Genomic DNA, 16,173 nt, shown 5'->3' on the forward strand with positions numbered 1-16,173 from the left:
AGGGATTCGACGTGGCCGCAACCTCGGAGCAAGCCTCCTATGTCTTTCGTGAATGGCACAAGCGCATCGAGGAACGCGACGCGCCCGCCTTGTCGGAGCTCTACGCGGCAGATGCAGTTCTCGAAAGCCCCCTTGTCCCAGTGCTGTTCGATCTGAGATCCGGAATAGTCGAGGGAAGAATCGCACTCGACAGCTTCCTGCAGGAAACCACGCGAAAACGATTCGACGAGAATGCATCGCCGTCGCCCCACGGCACGGACATCTTCAGGTTCGACGGGCATCGCCTGGTCTGGGAACACCCACGTCAGACGACGAACGGCGACAAACTCGATCTCGTCGAGATCGTGGAACTGGACGGCCCTCTCATCTCGAGGCACAGAATCTACTGGGATTGGCACGGCGTCGGGCGGATCGATCCCGCCGAGCGGCCTCGAACCACTCGAAGGAAGCCAATCGGCCAGGGCTGAGGGTGTTCCTCGTCGCGGTGGCGGTATCCGATTTCGGGGCAGTTCTCCGTACATCAGAGCCCGTGACTCGGGTGCGCGGTTTCCCACGGCTCCGATCGTGCACGACTCTCTGGCCGATCGTGAGCCGGGTCCGTGAAGTGTGGACACCGCCGCCGACGTATTTGCGGATGTGGTCGACGCGTGGCTGCTGCCGCCCAATCGCACTCTGCTCGTCGCCCGCTACACGCTGATTCTCGAGTCCTCACGATCCGACGAATTGGCACCGTTGTCGACCGCCGCGCGCAGTCGCTTCACCGCATTGGCGGAGTTGCTCTGTGCCGCAGCCGGTGTCGGTTCCGGGGAAGCTTCCATGGACCCGGCGATTCGGCTTGTGGCCTGGGCAGACGGTGGCGGTAAGGAGAAACTACGATCGTAGTGTTCCGTCGATTCGACGGACGGGGGATATTCGGCCGAGGGGTGGACGATGATCGAGGAACAGACGACTTTCACGGTGGACGGTTTCGAAGTAGCCGCAGTGTTGACTTTGCCCGAAGGAGAGAACGCCATGCCGTGCCCGGCGGTGTTCACGGCTCCTGGGTTCGCCGGAGTGAAGGAAATGCTCATACCGAACTACAGCGCAGACCTGGCCACAGGTGGGGTGGCATCGCTCGCATTCGACTACCCGGGGTTCGGCGCAAGCGGAGGCGACGTACGCCAGCACATCGACCTACCTCAGCAGTTGCGGTCCTTCCATGCCGCGCTCGACGTACTGGCGCGCGACCCACGGATCGATTCCGACCGAATTGCCGTGTGGGGAACCAGCATGTCGGGAGGGCATGCCATTGCTGTAGCCGCGGACGATCCGCGAGTGAAAGCGGTCGCCGCGATCATCCCGTTCATCCACCTCACTCCCACCGGCAATCTCGAGCTCGCACCGGTCATCGTTCGGGACGCGCTGCGACGTCTGTTCCGCAGGCCGGGACTGACCATTCCGGCGGCGGGACGGCCGGGTGAGGTGGCGACGATGAATTCGGACGGAGCCTACGAATGGTCACAGGAAATGGCGCGCGGAGCGGAGAACTACCGCAACGAGGTGACCGTCGCTTCGCTACCGGCCATGTTGCGGTGGTCGACGCGCAAGGCGGCAGCCCGACTCACCGTTCCGGTTCTCGCGATACTCGCCGAATCCGACACGATCACTCCGCCCTCGCGAGTGCGCACAGCGTTCGCTGACGTCGACACGGTCGAGTACGTGTCCTACCCCGAATCGCACTTCGAGCTGTTCACCGATCACGCTGACGCAGTTCGTAAGTCGACGGTGGAGTGGTTGGTCGACAAGCTCGGGGAATGACTCGCGGCACGTGACGTGATGGGTCTTTCAGTGCGCGAGGGCCTGCTGTCGGCCGGCTACTCGGGCGGCAATGGCAGAAGCGAGATCGGCGACCTCCGCAGCGAGAGCGTCGCTGGTCTTGGTATCGGTTTCGTGCAGGAAAGTCGTCCATCCGACTGTCGCACCGCAGTATTCGACGATGCCCCGTTCGATCTGCGTCCGAAACGCGTCGTACACGCCGTGGCGATCGAAGCTGTCGGCGTCGTCGCCGGCAAGGGAGACCAAGTGGACGGTGAGTCGATCCAGCTTCTTGACGATGCCGTAGTCCGCAGTGAGGTCGTAGGCCCATCCGCTGACGAAGACGCGATCGATCCACCCTTTGAGCAGGGCGGGCATGGACCACCAGTACATCGGGAAGACCAGAACCAGGTGATCGGCGCGGTCGATTCGTTCCTGTTCGGCCCGCACGTCCGCGGGCGTGTTTCCCTTTCCCCGAAACAGGTCGAGGTCGCCACCGGCGAACCGTGGGTCGAAGTTCTCCGCGGCGAGATCGGCCGTCTCGACGGTGCCACCTGCGGTGCGGATCGCGTCCGATACGGCGCGGGCGACGTGGTGGGTCAGGGAATCGGGGTCGGAATGGGAGACTACGACGAGTGCGGTCATGGCTGATTCCTTCGGGTGAGGTGAAAACGGCTATGTACCAACAGTAGGTTACTATTCGTATATAGCGCAAGGAGGTGCCCGATGGCCCGGACGCGACTGTCTCGCTCCGACCGATACGACCAGTTGGTAGCGGTCTCCTGGGCTCTCGTGCGAGCGGAGGGGGCCGACGCTCTGACACTCGGCCGACTCGCCGAACATGCCGGCGTCGCAAAACCCGTGGTGTACAGCCACTTCGCCTCGCGTGCAGAACTCCTGGCCGCCCTGTTCACCGAATTCGACGACCGGCAAACGGTCATGCTCGAGGAATCCCTCCGCTCCGCGCCCACCTCGTTGAACGGACGCGCACAGGCCATCGCCAACTCGTACGTGGGCTGCGCGTTGGCACAGGGGCGTGAGCTGACGGGTGTGTTGGCGGCACTGGAAGGCTCGCCCGAGCTCGAACAGGTCAAGCGATCGGCCGAACGGGCGTACTCCGATCGATGCCGGTCGATTCTCGAGCCGTACAGCGGCTCCGGCGGGATCTCGGCATCGTCGATCACCGCGATCTTCGGTGCAGCGGAAGCGCTGTCACAGGCGGCGGTTTCGGGCGCAATCGCACCCGAGGAGGCGACCGAAGAATTGACCGAGTTGATCGTCGCCGTCGTCGGCAGGGACTGACCGGTAGTCGACAGGCGGGTGCACCGTCAGCCGGAGGTTCGCGGCGTCATCATGGGGAATCGATTTCTCAGCGCATCCAGCTGGCGATGCAGCTCGTAGAGGTCTTGCTTCTGTGTCTGCACTTCGTCGCTGTGCCACACATGGCTTCTGGAATCGCCGACTCTCAACGCCTTGCGGGCCAGCTGCTCGGACGCCTCGACGCGACTCGACGCGGCCGCGATCTCGGCGGTCAGCATGTCGGCGAACACCCGCGCCTGGGCCGCGTCCGAATTCTCTGCCATGTGCGTCCACTCTCGATCTCGCGGCTCGACCGTTGATGGTTCGAGTACCGATGATCAGGATAACCAACCGTAAAAAGACCGGCGGACCGGCTTTCACGAATGGGTGCATCGGTTCTGCGCCACGACTACTACTGGATGTAGTCGGTAGTAGTATCCCGTTCATGTCTGCGACCACGGATGGATTCGCGCCCCTGCGCGGTGCCTCCGTGGGTGCTCTGTCCGCCCTGGTCACAGCTACCGCACACACCTTCGGCGGCGGGATGTTCCCCTCCGACGCGGCGGTGGTGCTGCTGGTGCTCGTGTGCGCGGCGGTCGGATATGCGACGTCGGTGGCACCCAATACGGCGGCACCGCGAACGCAACTTCTGGTCGTGCTGGCCACGGCGCAGTCGATCGGGCACCTGTTGCTCACGGCCGTCGACGGTCACCATCACGGACCGATGCTCACCCAGCAGATGCTCACCGCGCACGCCGTGGCCGTACTGGTCGGTGCGCTGGCCATCCGAGGAGCCGAGCACGGGATACGGCGCGCGATCACGTCACTTCGTACGGCACTGCCCTTGCTGGCCGCCCTCGTCGTCGACGACGAGCGCATCGCCCCGCCACTGCCGGTGTACCGGATTCCGGGATCACCGCGACTTCTCGACCTTTCGGGCTGCGGAAACCGCGGACCACCGGTCCGAACTGCCTGAGCGCAACCCGCCGTCCCACCCGCCCTGCTCGTCAGGCGTCGGGTAGTGGGTTGTTGCCGCAGTCGATTCCGCACATCGCACTCTCGGTGATTCACGCTGCCTCCGCGCGCCTGGTCCCGCGAGCGATGCCACCTCGCGCTTCCGCGCGCCCACTCATGCCTTCACGAAACGAGTCCTCGTGTCCACACCGGAAATGGAACGCGTCGCCGATCCTTCCCCGCCCACCCGTCCGACAAGCCCCCGCAGCTGGCGTCCGCTGATCCTGCGGCTGCACTTCTACGCGGGCATCCTCATCGCACCGTTCATCCTGATTGCCACCATCAGCGGCGGGCTGTACGCCGTCGCACCGACCATCGAACAACTGATGTATCGGGACTACCTCCATGTCGACCCCACCGGCCCGGCCGTACCGGTGGCGGATCAGATCCGAGCTGCGCAGGCAGAACAACCCGACCTCACCGTCGCCACTGTGCGACCGGCCACCGACCCCGGCGACACCACCCGCGTGATGTTCACCGACCCGTCTCTCGGTGAGTCGAAGCGGCTGGCCGTCTTCGTCGATCCCTCGACCGCGACGTCCGTGGGCGAGTCGACGGTGTACGGATCCTCCGGCGCATTGCCTGTGCGCACCTGGATTTCCGAACTCCACCGCCACCTGCACCTGGGCGAGCCCGGTCGCCTCTACAGCGAACTCGCCGCATCGTGGCTGTGGGTGATCGCGCTCGGCGGGCTCTACCTGTGGGTCGAGCGCTACCGTCGCAACCGCGACAAAGCCAGGCTGTTGACCTTCGACCGAAAGTCCAAAGGTCGCAACAGGTCTCTCGGTTGGCATGGAGTGGCGGGAATCTGGATCGCCGTAGGCCTGGTATTCCTCTCCGCCACCGGACTCACGTGGTCCACCTACGCGGGGGAGAACGTCACCGAGCTGCGTTCGGCATTGAGCTGGACCACACCTGCCATCACCGAAACCATCGGCTCTTCCGACGCGGCGACGACCGATCATTCCGGTCACGGTGGACATTCGATGGAGATGGCGGCCGACGCGTCGACGACCGACAACAATGTCGGACGCATCGATTCGGTCCTCGACATCGCGAAGGCCAACGGTATCGACGGGGCGGTGGAGGCGTCGATCCCAGCGTCGGACGACGCAGCGTTCGTCGTGGCCGAAACCCGTCAGCCCTGGGTGATGTCGAACAACTCCATCTCGATCGACGGCAGCACCGGCACGGTCATCGACACCGTGCTCTTCTCCGACTGGCCTCTCGCGGCCAAGCTGGCTGCCTGGGGTATTCAACTGCACATGGGAACGCTGTTCGGTGTGGCCAATCAGCTTGCCCTGCTTGCCCTTGCAATTGCGCTGGCATCGGTCGTCGTCCGCGGCTACATGATGTGGTGGAAGCGCCGCCCCACCAAGGCAACCGGTCTCACTGCGGGCCGGCCGCCCCTGCGCGGCAGTCTTCGCCGCATCTCGCCGATCTCCGTTGCCGTACTGGCGGTCGTCGCGGTCGCCATCGGCTGGTTCGTCCCACTCCTCGGGCTGAGCCTGGTGGCCTTCCTTGCCGTCGATGTCGTGCTCGGCTCGATCCGTCGCGCGCGGACCAGAGCCGCCGATTCCGCTGCTTCCCACAATGAAAGCGAACTCGCATGAATCTCACCCGTCGCACCTCGACTGTGTTGGCCGCACTGTCGGTCACCGGCCTGATGCTCACCGGATGCTCCAGCACCGAACCGGCCGCCGCGGCGAAGGAGTCCGATTCCGTCGTCGTCCGCGAGCAATGGGTCAAAGCCGCCGACTCCGGTATGACAGCAGCGTTCGCCGAATTGCAGAACACCGGCGACTCCAACGTGCACGTGGTCGGTGCATCGTCACCGGCATCGAGCCGAATGGAACTGCACGAGATGGCAACCGGGGCTGACGGCGCGATGGTGATGCGTCCCAAGGAGGGCGGCTTCGTCATTCCGGCGGGCGGTACGCACGTGCTCGCCGCGGGCGGCGATCACCTGATGCTCATGGATGTCACATCGCCGCTGACTCCCGGAGCCGACGCAGAGTTCACCCTCGAGTTCGAGGATGCGTCGAGCACGACGTTCACAGCCCAGGTCCGGGACTTCTCCGGTGCCCAGGAGAACTACGAGCCCAGCACCACGGACATGGACATGGACATGAACATGGACGGGTCGGCGACCCCTGCGCCGACACACGGTGGCTGAGAACGAGAAGCGGTCCCCACGCTCGCTGAGCCGGCGACGCCTCCTCGGTGGAGGCGTCACCGCGCTCGGTGTCGCGGGTGTGGGAGCAGCGACCGGTTACGGAATCATCGGCAACCGAGCGGCCGAGACGACCACCGGAGCCGACACGGTGCCGTGGCGCGGCATTCATCAAGCCGGAATCGATACCGTTCCGCCGCAGGCACACTCGACGTTCGTCGGGTTGAATCTGCAGGATCGCGTCGGGCGCGACGAGCTGATCGGAATCCTGAAGGTCTGGACCGAGGACATCGGACGGCTCACTGCCGGTGCACCCGCGCTGGCCGATACCGAAGCCGAACTGGCGCTTCGGCCCGCGCGGCTGACGGTGACCGTCGGACTCGGCCCCGGTGTGTTCGATGCGATCGGTCTGCCCGATCAGCGGCCGTCGTGGCTGGCACAGCTTCCTGCCTTCGGAATCGACCGTCTGGAACCGGAATTCACCGGTGGAGATCTGCTGCTGCAGGTGTGCTCGGACGATCCTGTCACCGTCGCACACGCCCTGCGAGTACTCACCAAGAACGTTCGCTCGTTGGTGACGATCGCCTGGATTCAGCGTGGATTCCGGCGTTCGCGGGGTACGGAGGAATCCGGCACCACGATGCGCAACCTGATGGGTCAGGTCGACGGCACGGTCAATCCGGAGGCAGGAAGTACGGACTTCGACGGCCTGGTCTGGGATGACGGTAGCGAGCAGCCCTGGATGCAGAACGGAACGTCGATGGTGTTGCGGCGCATCCGAATCGAGATGGATACCTGGGACGAACTGGACCGACCCGGCCGGGAACTGTCGGTGGGTCGAACTCTCGATACCGGTGCCCCGCTGACCGGAACCTCCGAGTTCGACGAGGCCGACTTCGGTGCGACCGATCGATTCGGCATTCCGGTCATCCCTCCGTCCTCGCACATCGCTCGGGCGCGGCACATGCACGACGGTGAGCGAATCTTCCGGCGGGCCTACAACTACGACGATCCACCGGCCCCGGGAACGCTGTCGAACTCGGGCCTGCTGTTCGCTAGCTATCAGCGGGACGTACTCACCCAGTTCCTCCCGATTCAGCAGCGACTCGACGAATTCGATGCGCTCAACGAATGGACGACACCCATCGGGTCCGCGGTGTTCGCCGTACTGCCGGGAGTGGTCGACGACGGCTATCTGGGCCGGACCCTGCTCGAGTGACCGCCCGACACACGGGTGCGCTCAGAACGAGGTTGCCAGCGCGACGCCCAGCGCGGTCAGGGTGTCGACGAACTCCACTTCGGTGAAGTTCAGATCGCCGCGGAGCCACCGGTCGAGTAGCTCGGTCGTTCCTGCCACCATCAGGACGGTCGCTGCCTCGGCCCGTGGGTTCGCGGGATCGGCGTCGAGCACTGCTCGCATCAGCAGTGGTGTGAACGTGTCGACCATCTGTCGGCGTCGGGCCTCGAGTGCGGAGTTCGCCGACGCCGAGGTGTACAGCAGGGACGCCCGCGGATCGGCGGTGAGCGCGCGCACCAGAACGGCCGCAGTCTGCCCGACGCGGTCTGCGGTCGAGCCCTGTTCCTGGACAATGGCTTCGAGAGCAGTTCCCACGGAGTCGATCACGTCGTCGAGGGCGCTCACCAGAATGGCGTCGCGGTCTCCGAAACTTTCGTAGAAGTATCGCTTGGACAGGCCGGCGCGCGCGCAGATGCCGTCGACCGTGACGGCGGCGACGCCGGACTCCGCAACCACGTCGAGGCAGGCGTCGAGCAGTTTCTCGCGGCGCTCGCGGCGACGTTTGTCTGCGGCGACACCTCGGTAGGGACGAACGACCGGCGGCATGACTACATCTTGACACGGGGGTGTGCCCAGTAGTGCCGCGAGCCGAGCAGTGCGGTGAGCCGAGAACGGGGGTGTCGGCGCTAGACCAGCGTCAGAACGTTGTCCACGTTGGACAACGCCAGACCCATGCTGGTGGTCATGCCGATGCCGGTGGTGACGGTGACGATGTGCACCCGGTCGACGGGTTGTTCCAACAGGAATTCCGAACCCGGTGCCGAGCAATACGTTCCCTGCCATCGCTCGACGACGTCGATGCGGTCGACTCCGAACAGCGTTTTCGCTTCGGCGAGCAACACCTCGAAGCCGTCCTCGCTCTGGAACGGCGACGCGGTGATCTCACGAACGTGTGTGTCGCCCAGCAGGATCGACCCGTCCGGTTGTGGGGTGTACATCTGGTGCAGGTCGAGTTCGACGTAGCCGGGATACTCGGCCTGCAGGCGGGCAGCGACGTCTGCAACGGCGGGCAGGTTCTCGAAGCCCGAGTACCTCAGCAGCGACCAGCCGGTGAACAGTGGCGAAGGAAGCGGTGCACGAAGCGGCAGCATGGCGCGCATCATGTGCAGTCGGCACCGCACCAGTCCGCCGCGTTCGGCGCTCTCGGGAAACAGACGATCGATGTCGTGGTTGACGGTGACGAACGTGGCACCGGCGTGCAGGTCGCCGCGGGAGGTACGAACAATTCCCGGCGCGAACGACGTTGCGGCGGTTCGCCAGTGGAAGTCCACCCCGGAGTCGGCGAGCCAGCGTGCGACGGCAGGAGCGGCGGCGCGTGGGTCCACTTGGACGTCCAGCGGCAGGTACATGCCGCCGACGACATCGGTGTCGGCGAGGGGGAGTCGGTTCAGTACCTCGGTGCGGTCCAGCAGTTGTACCTGATCCTTGCCCCGCAGTTCGGCGAACTGCTCGAGCACCGCGAGCTCGTCCTCGTGCCGGGCGACGCAGTGCGTTCCCGACTCCGCTGCCCAGAAATCTGCTGTGCGGGCGAGATCGAGCCAGTGACTGCGACCGGCTCGGGCGTATTCGAGTGCGGCCCCGGATTGCGCTGTGATGCAGGCGTGCCCGAAGTTCTGAACCGAGGCGCCTGCGACACGATCGGCATGATCGACCACAGCCACGGTGAGTCCGCGCCGATGGGCGTGATATGCGTGTGCGAGACCGACGATGCCGGCCCCGACGACCACGACGTCGTATGTCGATGTCATGTGGAAAGTCTTTCTGCTGAGGTCATGTCAGGCGTCCATGACGGCGGTGAAGGTCATTCGGTCTCCGCGGTAGAGCGACCGTCGGTGTTCGATGGGAACCCCATCCGTGTCGTAGGAGACACGGCCGAGCAGAAACATCGGTGTCCGGGTGTCGACGGTGAGCAGTGCGGCTTCCCTGGCATCGGGGAGGACGGTTTCGATGGTGTCGACAACGCGCCCGAAAGCGACTCCCCGTGAAGCTAATTCGGCATACAGCGACGAACGGTGATCGAAACTGTCCTGCAGCCCCGGAATTCGATACGCGGGGATGCGAGTCGTTTCCAGTCCCACTCGGACGTCGCCGGTGGTGAAGACGCGTTCGAGTTGAACCACTTCCGAACCCACCTCGACTGCGAGTAGATCCGCCAGAACTTCGTCTGCTCGGAACGTCTCCCAGCCGACCAGAATTCGGGTGGCGCTCATACCCTTCTCGCGCGCGGCCTCGGTGTACGAACCGATCGCCAACGGCAGCACCACCTTGGGCTCGGCAACCACCGTCGCCCGGCCCCGTCGTTCGATTCGACCGGCCACCAACAGTTCTCGGATGGCCTGACGCAGTGTCTCGCGGGACACGTCGTGTCGATCGGCGAGATCGCGCTCGGAAGGAAACGCGTCGCCCGCCGACATGCCGTCGAGCATCGCGTCGAGGCTTCTGCGCACGATCTGATGCTTGAGTACGCGAGGTTCGGTGTCCACAACCATGGACCAACCATAGCATCAATTGGTCTAGACCTATTTGTCGTTCGACGTTCACGGTCCGTTCACTCGAGTTCCACGTAATGGTCTATACCAAACGGCAGTCTCTTCCCCATGCCGAACTCCACCAGCCCGAACACCAACACCCCCGTCGAGCTCGTCGTCCTCGACATGGCAGGAACCACTGTCACCGACGACGGTCTGGTACTCGAATCGTTCGATGCCGCAGCCACTGCCGTCGGACTCGCCGACGCCGGACCCGAACGCGACGACGCCCGTCGCTACGTCCTGGACACGATGGGGCAGTCCAAGATCGAGGTGTTCCGGGCACTGTTCGGAACGGAGGACCGCGCCCAGGCAGCCAACCGCGCCTTCGAATCGGCCTACGACGCCCGCATCGACGACGGGGTCTCACCCGTACCCGGTGCGGCCCAGGCGATCACGAAGCTTCGCGAATCCGGAGTCACCGTCGTACTGACGACCGGATTCTCGGCACCCACCCAGAATCGCATCATCGACACGCTCGGCTGGCGGGATCTGCCCGACGCATTCCTTGCACCCGGGAGTGCCGGTCGTGGCCGTCCGCACCCCGATCTCGTGCTCTCGGCCGCCCTGCTCGCCGAGGTGACCGACATTTCCGCGGTCGCCGTCGTCGGTGACACGTCGAGCGACATCCTGTCCGGTCGCCGAGCCGGCGCATCGCTGCTGGTCGGCGTCCTCACCGGAGCTCACTCCGAGACCCAGCTGCTGGAAGCAGGTGCCACCCACGTGCTCGACAGCGTCGCCGACCTTCCCCCCATCGTTCTGCCCTGAACAGCTCTGCCCTGAACATCCACCACACCCCGAACGGACATCACGCCATGATCATCACCTCTCGCCGTCGTGCCGGAACCGCCGCGGCCGTGCTCTCTGCCGCGGCTCTCGTCGCCGCCGGTTGTTCGAGCTCATCCGAGGGAGCCACCACCGAGCAGGGATTCCCCGAAACCATCGCGCTCGCAGCAATTCCCGCCGAGAACTCCACAGACCTGAAAGCCAGCTACGACCCCGTCATCGAGCGGCTGGAGAACGAGACCGGAGCGAGCGTCGAGTTCATCCAGGCCTCGGACTACGCCGGTGTGGTCGAGGGTCTGATCGCAGGCAACGTCGACATCGCGTTCTTCGGCCCCTTCGCGTACGTCGTCGCCGGAATCAACGGTGCAGAGATGACACCGCTGGGTGCCGTCGTTCAGGACGAGGGAACTCCTCCCGGCTACCAGTCGTACGGAATAGCGCGTACGGACAATGCATCGGTGAACGGTCTCGCCGACTACGCAGGCAAGAAGGTCTGCTTCGTCGACCCGAGCTCCACCTCCGGATTCCTCTACCCGACAGCGGGACTCATCGAGGACAACGTCATTCCCTCCGGTTCCGAGGCCGACATCTCCGCCGCGATGACCCCGATCTACGCCGGCGGACACGATGCATCGGCGCTGGCCGTCAAAGCGGGAGACTGCGACGCCGGATTCGCGTTCGACACCATGGTCGACCGGACGATGATCGACAACGGCGAGCTGGCACCCGGTGAGCTCAAGACCGTGTGGAAGTCCGAGATGATCGCCGGATCGCTCTTCGCAGCCAACAACGATCTCGGTACCGACGCCATCGCCAAGCTCGAGGACGTCTTCAGCGAGGGTATGAACTCGGATGCCTTCGTCGCCGACGGCATCTGCGCCGAGGAATGCCGCATCACCGACGAGGACGCCTGGGGCGTCGTCCCCGCCCAGGACAGCGACTACGACGGCGTGCGCCACGTATGCGAGGTCACCGGCTCCGAGAAGTGCCAGGGCTGATGATGTCCGCACCGATGGACCGGGGCGATGTGGTGGTCAGCGTTCGCAACGTCACCAAGACGTTCGGATCCACCACTGCGCTCAAGGACGTGAATCTCGATGTGCATCACAGTGAGATGCTGGTTCTGCTCGGGCTTTCGGGCTCCGGGAAGTCGACGCTGTTGCGGTGCATCAACGGCCTGCATCCCGTCACCTCGGGGAGCGTCACTGCACTCGACATTCGCGTCGATCTGGCGAACCGACGCCGGGTGCGCGAACTGCGCCGAGATGTCGGCTTCATCTTTCAGCACTTCAACCTCGTCGGTCGGTTGAGTTGCCTGGAGAACGTACTCGTGGGAGGCATCGGCCGCCTGTCGATTCCGCGTTACGGCGCAGCCACCTACCCGAAAGCGATGCGAGAGGAAGCCCGGGCGTGCCTCGACCGAGTCGGGTTGGCGGACTTCGCCGAACGGCGGGCCGACACGCTGTCCGGTGGGCAGCAACAACGGGTGGCCATCGCACGCACCCTGATGCAGCGTCCACGGATCGTCCTCGCGGACGAACCCGTCGCCTCGCTCGACCCCGAGAACGCGGGCGTGGTGATGGATCTGTTGCAGCGGGTGTGCAGCGAGGAGAAGCTGACCGTGGTGTGCACCCTGCATCAGGTCGATCTCGCCCTCGGCTGGGCCCATCGCCTCGTGGGTCTGCGAGACGGTCGGGTGGTGCTCGATCGACCCGCAGCCGGTCTCGAGCGTGATGACATCATGCCGATCTATCAACGGATCGCGCCCGACCCCGGGAGCATGACCACGGTGGCACCGACATGACCGTCACCGTCGAACCGAAGCCCACGAACACTGCAGTGCAGAAGGATCCGCAGCGGCGTCGATGGCTGTTCCCGGCACTGGGCGTCGCCGCGCTCGTTCTCACCGTGCTCTCGGCGGGCTACATCGACTTCGCGCCGACGACCTTGATCGACGGTCTCGAGGATGTTGGCAACCTGCTCGAGCGGATGCTGCCGCCGCGCGTCGACGACACCGGCAGGATCGTATCCCTCGCACTCGACACCTTGCTCATGGCAGTACTGGGCACCGTGCTCGCCGCGATCGTCTCGGTACCGTTGGCGTTTCTCGCGGCACGGAACACCTCGCCGCACCCGGTCCTGTACAGCATCGCTCGCGCCGTCATCACGTTCTGCCGGGCGATGCCCGATCTGCTGTTCGCGGTGCTGTTCGTCAGGGCGTTGGGAATCGGTGTGCTGCCCGGCATCCTCGCTCTCGCACTGCATTCCATCGGCATGCTCGGCAAACTGTTCGCCGACGCCATCGAAGAGACCGACGTGGGACCGCGAGAAGCGCTCCGTGCCGCTGGAGCCGGCTACTACCGGGAGATGATCAATGCCGTCGTCCCACAGGTCGTTCCGGCGTGGATCGGAGCCTTCGTCTATCGAATCGACATCAACCTGCGCATGTCGGTGGTCCTCGGCTTCGTAGGGGCAGGCGGTATCGGTTTCGCCCTGCAGGATGCCCTTCGCGGACTGATCTACCCGCGTGCTCTCGGAATCGTGCTGGTGATCCTGGTGATCATCGCCGCAATGGAATTGGCAGCGATGGCTCTGCGCCGCATGCTGCTGGTGCCGTCCGCGGCCGGTCCGCAGCGCGATCGACTGATGCGCCTCGGGGCGTCGGCTGTGCTCTTGTTCGCGATCGTGGCGTCGTTCGTGGTTCTCGAATTGGATCCGCGCTCGCTCCTGACCTGGATCGGGCCGTCGATCGAGGTGTTCGGGCGAATGGTCCCACCGGACTTCTCCGCGCTGGGAGCGGACCTGTTCGACGCCGCCGTACAGACCGTCGCCATCGGAATCGTGGCCACCGCAATCGGTATCGTACTGTCCATTCCCGTCGGAATTCTGGCTGCGCGCAACGCAACTCCGCACCCCGCGGTGTACTGGGTTGCGAGATCCTGGATTCTGCTGGTTCGCGCCGTCCCCGAACTCATCCTCGCCGTCGTGTTCGTCGCAGCGCTCGGACTCGGCCCGGTGGCGGGGACCTGCGCACTGGCCATCGGATCCGTCGGATTCCTCGGCAAACTCGTCGCCGACGCGATCGAGGAGATCGATCCCGGTCCCCTCGAAGCGGTGGCGTCGGTCGGTGGCGGCTGGTGGAACCGGACACTGAGTGCTGTTGTTCCTCAGGCTGTTCCGTCGATGGTCGGTTCGAGCCTGTATCTGCTCGACGTGAACATCCGCACCTCGACCATCCTGGGGATCGTCGGTGCAGGCGGCATCGGCTTCCTGCTCTTCGAGTCGATTCGTACCCTCAACTTCGACGTCGCCGGTGCGATCGTTCTCGTCATCTTCGTCGTCGTGTACATCGTGGAAAGGATATCCGGATGGATCAGATCACTGTTGGTCTGACACAGGCCGCCGTCTGGACGGGAAGCGGAATCGAGATGTGGGACATGAAAATTCCCGCCCTCGAATCGGGAGACCTGCTGGTGCGCGTGGATCTCGCCACGGTGTGCGGGAGCGACCTGCACACGGTGTCCGGTCGACGGCACGGTGCGTGCCCGTCGGTACTCGGGCACGAGGCCGTCGGTCGTGTGGTCGCCGTCGGTGAAGCGACCTCGTCTGCGGAGGTGGGGGATCGGATCGTCTGGTCGGTGACCGTGCCGTGTGGCCGGTGCGCCCGGTGCACGTCCGGCTTCACGGCCAAGTGCTCGTCCGTGCGCAAGGTGGGTCACGAGTCTGCCCAGAGCGCATGGGTTCTCAGCGGGTCCTATGCTCGACACATCGTGCTCCCGCACGGAACCGCAGTCGCCCGGGTTCCCGACACCATGCCCGACGCCGTCGCCGCGCCCGCAGCGTGTGCGACGGCGACGGTGATGGCCGCCCTCGACGCCGCGGGGGCGGTCGGCGGTCGACGGGTACTGATCGTCGGGGCAGGGATGCTGGGGGTGACCGCCGCTGCGGCAGCGTTCGAGCGGGGCGCTTCGGTGTCGGTTCTCGATCGAGACCCGGAGCGGCAGAGGCAATCTCGTGCGTTCGGGGCCGCGGAGGACGACGGCGCACGAACGGATGTGGCGATCGACTTCTCCGGATCGTCCTCGGCCGTGCAGGCGGCGTTGGAGCGACTCGACGTCGGTGGGAGGCTCGTGCTCGCCGGATCCGTTTCACCGGGGTCACCGATCACCGTCGACCCCGAAGCAGTGGTCCGGAACTGGCTGACCATCACCGGCATCCACAACTACGAGCCGCGGCACCTCCATCAGGCCGTTGCCTTCCTACGCGACACCGGTGAGAAGTATCCGTGGGCATCTCTCGTCGAGGCACCGGTGCCCCTGGCCGAACTCGCATCGGTGTTGCGGCCGACGCCCGCGGGAATTCTTCGGTCGTCGGTCGCGCCGTGAAGAGCGGAATTGGATTGCGTTTTCCGTAGCCGGGATACCCCCAAGCATGCCCGAAGGTGACACCGTGTTCGTATTGGCCGCGAGGTTGCGTCGGGCATTGGACGGCGCAACGTTGCGGGCCGGAAGGCTGCAGGTGCCCGCGCACGCAGTGGAGAATATGGCCGGGCGAACCGTCGTCGCCCATCGGACCCACGGCAAGCATCTGCTCACCGATTTCGACGACGACACGACGCTGCACACGCACCTGCGGATGAGCGGATCCTGGACGGTCGTGCGGGCCGGTCGTTCGATTCCGCAGCGTGTGCGCCCCGACGTACGTGTCCGGCTTGCCGCGGTCGACGGGCCCACTGCCTACGGCATTCTGCTGCCGGTCGTCGATTACGGATACACGCCGGACATGAACGCGCTGATCGCGCACCTCGGACCGGATCCGCTGCATTCGACGTTCGACGCCGAGCGTGGTGTTGCCAACGTCACCGCCCAGGGAAAGCGGCCGATCATCGCGACATTGCTGGACCAGCGGGTGATCGCCGGGCCGGGAAATCTGTGGGCCAACGAGCTCTGCTTTCTGCGCGGGCTGTGGCCGTGGACGCCGTCGAATGATGTCGACGCGCGTCGGTTGGTTGCGTTGCTCGAGCGAGCGATGCGTCATTCGGCCACAGTTCCGGGTGCGATGCAGGTGACCACCGGAGACACTCGCCGGGGCCGTGCGCATTGGGTCGCCGGTCGAGCCGGGAAGCCGTGCCTGCGGTGCGGCACGTCGATTCGGGTGGTCGCAGAAGTGCCGGGTGACCCGGACAGTCGTCGGACATGGTGGTGTCCGAGCTGTCAACCGGAGCACTAGCGACGAGCGGTCGATCGCTGTTGTCTCAACGACATAACCGCCCGCGGATATCG

Annotated in this window: 19 protein-coding genes; 14 read left to right on the plus strand and 5 right to left on the minus strand. The window is 65.1% G+C overall.

The genetic code is table 11. The features are described from left to right. The first annotated feature begins 11 nt into the window (after window positions 1–11). From CH251_RS13270 to CH251_RS13280, 3 genes are all read left to right on the plus strand, one after another. Entirely contained in the window at window positions 12–467 is a 456-nt protein-coding gene (locus tag CH251_RS13270; protein ID WP_094613532.1) for a nuclear transport factor 2 family protein, read from the plus strand. Window positions 468–606: 139 nt separating this feature from the next. Beyond that, window positions 607–882: an ABC-F family ATP-binding cassette domain-containing protein gene (locus CH251_RS13275; protein ID WP_094613533.1), complete on the plus strand. Its 276-nt coding sequence runs from the start codon at window positions 607–609 to the stop codon at window positions 880–882. 48 nt (window positions 883–930) lie between these two features. Further along, window positions 931–1,797 (plus strand): alpha/beta hydrolase, encoded by an 867-nt coding sequence (locus CH251_RS13280; RefSeq protein WP_094613534.1) that lies wholly within the window; start codon window positions 931–933, stop codon window positions 1,795–1,797. 27 nt (window positions 1,798–1,824) lie between these two features. On the opposite strand, the gene CH251_RS13285 is transcribed toward CH251_RS13280, so the two are convergent. Then, on the minus strand, window positions 1,825–2,439 hold the full coding sequence (locus CH251_RS13285; protein WP_094613535.1) for an NAD(P)H-dependent oxidoreductase: 615 nt from the start codon (window positions 2,437–2,439) through the stop codon (window positions 1,825–1,827). An 81-nt stretch (window positions 2,440–2,520) separates the two neighbouring features. Between CH251_RS13285 and CH251_RS13290 the strand changes: the two genes are divergently transcribed. Further along, window positions 2,521–3,096 (plus strand): TetR/AcrR family transcriptional regulator, encoded by a 576-nt coding sequence (locus CH251_RS13290; RefSeq protein ID WP_094613536.1) that lies wholly within the window; start codon window positions 2,521–2,523, stop codon window positions 3,094–3,096. 26 nt (window positions 3,097–3,122) lie between these two features. Here the strand turns inward: CH251_RS13290 and CH251_RS13295 are convergent, their stop codons facing one another. After that, window positions 3,123–3,377, minus strand: a complete 255-nt coding sequence (locus CH251_RS13295) for a hypothetical protein (protein ID WP_094613537.1) — start codon at window positions 3,375–3,377, stop codon at window positions 3,123–3,125. 161 nt (window positions 3,378–3,538) lie between these two features. On the opposite strand from CH251_RS13295, the gene CH251_RS13300 reads away from it, so the two are divergent. The 4 genes from CH251_RS13300 (at window position 3,539) to CH251_RS13315 (ending at window position 7,499) form a co-directional block, all read left to right on the plus strand. After that, on the plus strand, window positions 3,539–4,069 hold the full coding sequence (locus tag CH251_RS13300) for a hypothetical protein (RefSeq protein ID WP_094613538.1): 531 nt from the start codon (window positions 3,539–3,541) through the stop codon (window positions 4,067–4,069). Between the two features lie 178 nt (window positions 4,070–4,247). Continuing rightward, window positions 4,248–5,720: a PepSY domain-containing protein gene (locus tag CH251_RS13305; protein ID WP_256979044.1), complete on the plus strand. Its 1,473-nt coding sequence runs from the start codon at window positions 4,248–4,250 to the stop codon at window positions 5,718–5,720. After that, on the plus strand, window positions 5,717–6,283 hold the full coding sequence (locus tag CH251_RS13310) for a copper chaperone PCu(A)C (protein WP_094613540.1): 567 nt from the start codon (window positions 5,717–5,719) through the stop codon (window positions 6,281–6,283). Before CH251_RS13305 ends, CH251_RS13310 begins: the two co-directional genes overlap by 4 nt. Further along, complete coding sequence (locus CH251_RS13315) at window positions 6,276–7,499, plus strand: Dyp-type peroxidase (RefSeq protein ID WP_256979045.1); 1,224 nt, start codon at window positions 6,276–6,278, stop codon at window positions 7,497–7,499. The genes CH251_RS13310 and CH251_RS13315 overlap by 8 nt, the downstream gene beginning before the upstream one ends. 21 nt (window positions 7,500–7,520) lie before the next feature. Here CH251_RS13315 and CH251_RS13320 read toward each other — a convergent pair whose 3' ends face one another. The 3 genes from CH251_RS13320 to CH251_RS13330 all read right to left on the minus strand — a co-directional run bounded on the left by CH251_RS13320 (window position 7,521) and on the right by CH251_RS13330 (window position 10,066). Then, complete coding sequence (locus tag CH251_RS13320; protein ID WP_094613541.1) at window positions 7,521–8,123, minus strand: TetR/AcrR family transcriptional regulator; 603 nt, start codon at window positions 8,121–8,123, stop codon at window positions 7,521–7,523. Between the two features lie 80 nt (window positions 8,124–8,203). Continuing rightward, window positions 8,204–9,325 (minus strand): TIGR03364 family FAD-dependent oxidoreductase, encoded by a 1,122-nt coding sequence (locus tag CH251_RS13325; protein WP_094613542.1) that lies wholly within the window; start codon window positions 9,323–9,325, stop codon window positions 8,204–8,206. A 27-nt stretch (window positions 9,326–9,352) separates the two neighbouring features. After that, entirely contained in the window at window positions 9,353–10,066 is a 714-nt protein-coding gene (locus CH251_RS13330) for a GntR family transcriptional regulator (protein WP_094613543.1), read from the minus strand. Window positions 10,067–10,174: 108 nt separating this feature from the next. Here CH251_RS13330 and CH251_RS13335 point away from each other — a divergent pair, with 108 nt between their 5' ends. The 6 genes from CH251_RS13335 to CH251_RS13360 are packed head-to-tail and all read left to right on the plus strand — an operon-like array spanning window position 10,175 to window position 16,120. Continuing rightward, window positions 10,175–10,873 carry a phosphonatase-like hydrolase gene (locus CH251_RS13335; protein ID WP_179273457.1) on the plus strand — a complete coding sequence of 233 codons (699 nt, stop codon included), beginning with the start codon at window positions 10,175–10,177 and terminating at the stop codon, window positions 10,871–10,873. A 47-nt stretch (window positions 10,874–10,920) separates the two neighbouring features. Further along, window positions 10,921–11,889 carry a phosphate/phosphite/phosphonate ABC transporter substrate-binding protein gene (locus CH251_RS13340; RefSeq protein WP_094613545.1) on the plus strand — a complete coding sequence of 323 codons (969 nt, stop codon included), beginning with the start codon at window positions 10,921–10,923 and terminating at the stop codon, window positions 11,887–11,889. Further along, window positions 11,889–12,695 (plus strand): phosphonate ABC transporter ATP-binding protein, encoded by an 807-nt coding sequence (phnC, locus tag CH251_RS13345; RefSeq protein WP_179273458.1) that lies wholly within the window; start codon window positions 11,889–11,891, stop codon window positions 12,693–12,695. The genes CH251_RS13340 and phnC overlap by 1 nt, the downstream gene beginning before the upstream one ends. Then, window positions 12,692–14,284 carry a phosphonate ABC transporter, permease protein PhnE gene (gene phnE / locus CH251_RS13350; protein WP_094613546.1) on the plus strand — a complete coding sequence of 531 codons (1,593 nt, stop codon included), beginning with the start codon at window positions 12,692–12,694 and terminating at the stop codon, window positions 14,282–14,284. The genes phnC and phnE overlap by 4 nt, the downstream gene beginning before the upstream one ends. Further along, window positions 14,260–15,276 (plus strand): zinc-binding dehydrogenase, encoded by a 1,017-nt coding sequence (locus CH251_RS13355; RefSeq protein WP_094613547.1) that lies wholly within the window; start codon window positions 14,260–14,262, stop codon window positions 15,274–15,276. Before phnE ends, CH251_RS13355 begins: the two co-directional genes overlap by 25 nt. 46 nt (window positions 15,277–15,322) lie before the next feature. Further along, entirely contained in the window at window positions 15,323–16,120 is a 798-nt protein-coding gene (locus tag CH251_RS13360) for a DNA-formamidopyrimidine glycosylase family protein (protein WP_094613548.1), read from the plus strand. Window positions 16,121–16,173: the final 53 nt, after the last annotated feature.

It is taken from the genome of Rhodococcus sp. 06-462-5, from assembly GCF_002258315.1.
In the GTDB taxonomy this organism is placed as follows: Bacteria; Actinomycetota; Actinomycetes; order Mycobacteriales; family Mycobacteriaceae; genus Rhodococcoides.

Bases quoted from the DNA above. Each gene is read 5' to 3' on its own strand.
- phnC (WP_179273458.1), top strand. From the start codon at position 11,889: ATGATGTCCGCACCGATGGACCGGGGCGATGTGGTGGTCAGCGTTCGC.
- CH251_RS13295 (WP_094613537.1), bottom strand. From the start codon at position 3,377: ATGGCAGAGAATTCGGACGCGGCCCAGGCGCGGGTGTTCGCCGACATG.
- CH251_RS13280 (WP_094613534.1), top strand. From the start codon at position 931: ATGATCGAGGAACAGACGACTTTCACGGTGGACGGTTTCGAAGTAGCC.
- CH251_RS13340 (WP_094613545.1), top strand. From the start codon at position 10,921: ATGATCATCACCTCTCGCCGTCGTGCCGGAACCGCCGCGGCCGTGCTC.
- CH251_RS13310 (WP_094613540.1), top strand. From the start codon at position 5,717: ATGAATCTCACCCGTCGCACCTCGACTGTGTTGGCCGCACTGTCGGTC.
- CH251_RS13300 (WP_094613538.1), top strand. From the start codon at position 3,539: ATGTCTGCGACCACGGATGGATTCGCGCCCCTGCGCGGTGCCTCCGTG.
- CH251_RS13325 (WP_094613542.1), bottom strand. From the start codon at position 9,325: ATGACATCGACATACGACGTCGTGGTCGTCGGGGCCGGCATCGTCGGT.
- CH251_RS13360 (WP_094613548.1), top strand. From the start codon at position 15,323: ATGCCCGAAGGTGACACCGTGTTCGTATTGGCCGCGAGGTTGCGTCGG.
- CH251_RS13285 (WP_094613535.1), bottom strand. From the start codon at position 2,439: ATGACCGCACTCGTCGTAGTCTCCCATTCCGACCCCGATTCCCTGACC.
- phnE (WP_094613546.1), top strand. From the start codon at position 12,692: ATGACCGTCACCGTCGAACCGAAGCCCACGAACACTGCAGTGCAGAAG.
- CH251_RS13355 (WP_094613547.1), top strand. From the start codon at position 14,260: ATGGATCAGATCACTGTTGGTCTGACACAGGCCGCCGTCTGGACGGGA.
- CH251_RS13290 (WP_094613536.1), top strand. From the start codon at position 2,521: ATGGCCCGGACGCGACTGTCTCGCTCCGACCGATACGACCAGTTGGTA.
- CH251_RS13335 (WP_179273457.1), top strand. From the start codon at position 10,175: ATGCCGAACTCCACCAGCCCGAACACCAACACCCCCGTCGAGCTCGTC.
- CH251_RS13320 (WP_094613541.1), bottom strand. From the start codon at position 8,123: ATGCCGCCGGTCGTTCGTCCCTACCGAGGTGTCGCCGCAGACAAACGT.
- CH251_RS13330 (WP_094613543.1), bottom strand. From the start codon at position 10,066: ATGGTTGTGGACACCGAACCTCGCGTACTCAAGCATCAGATCGTGCGC.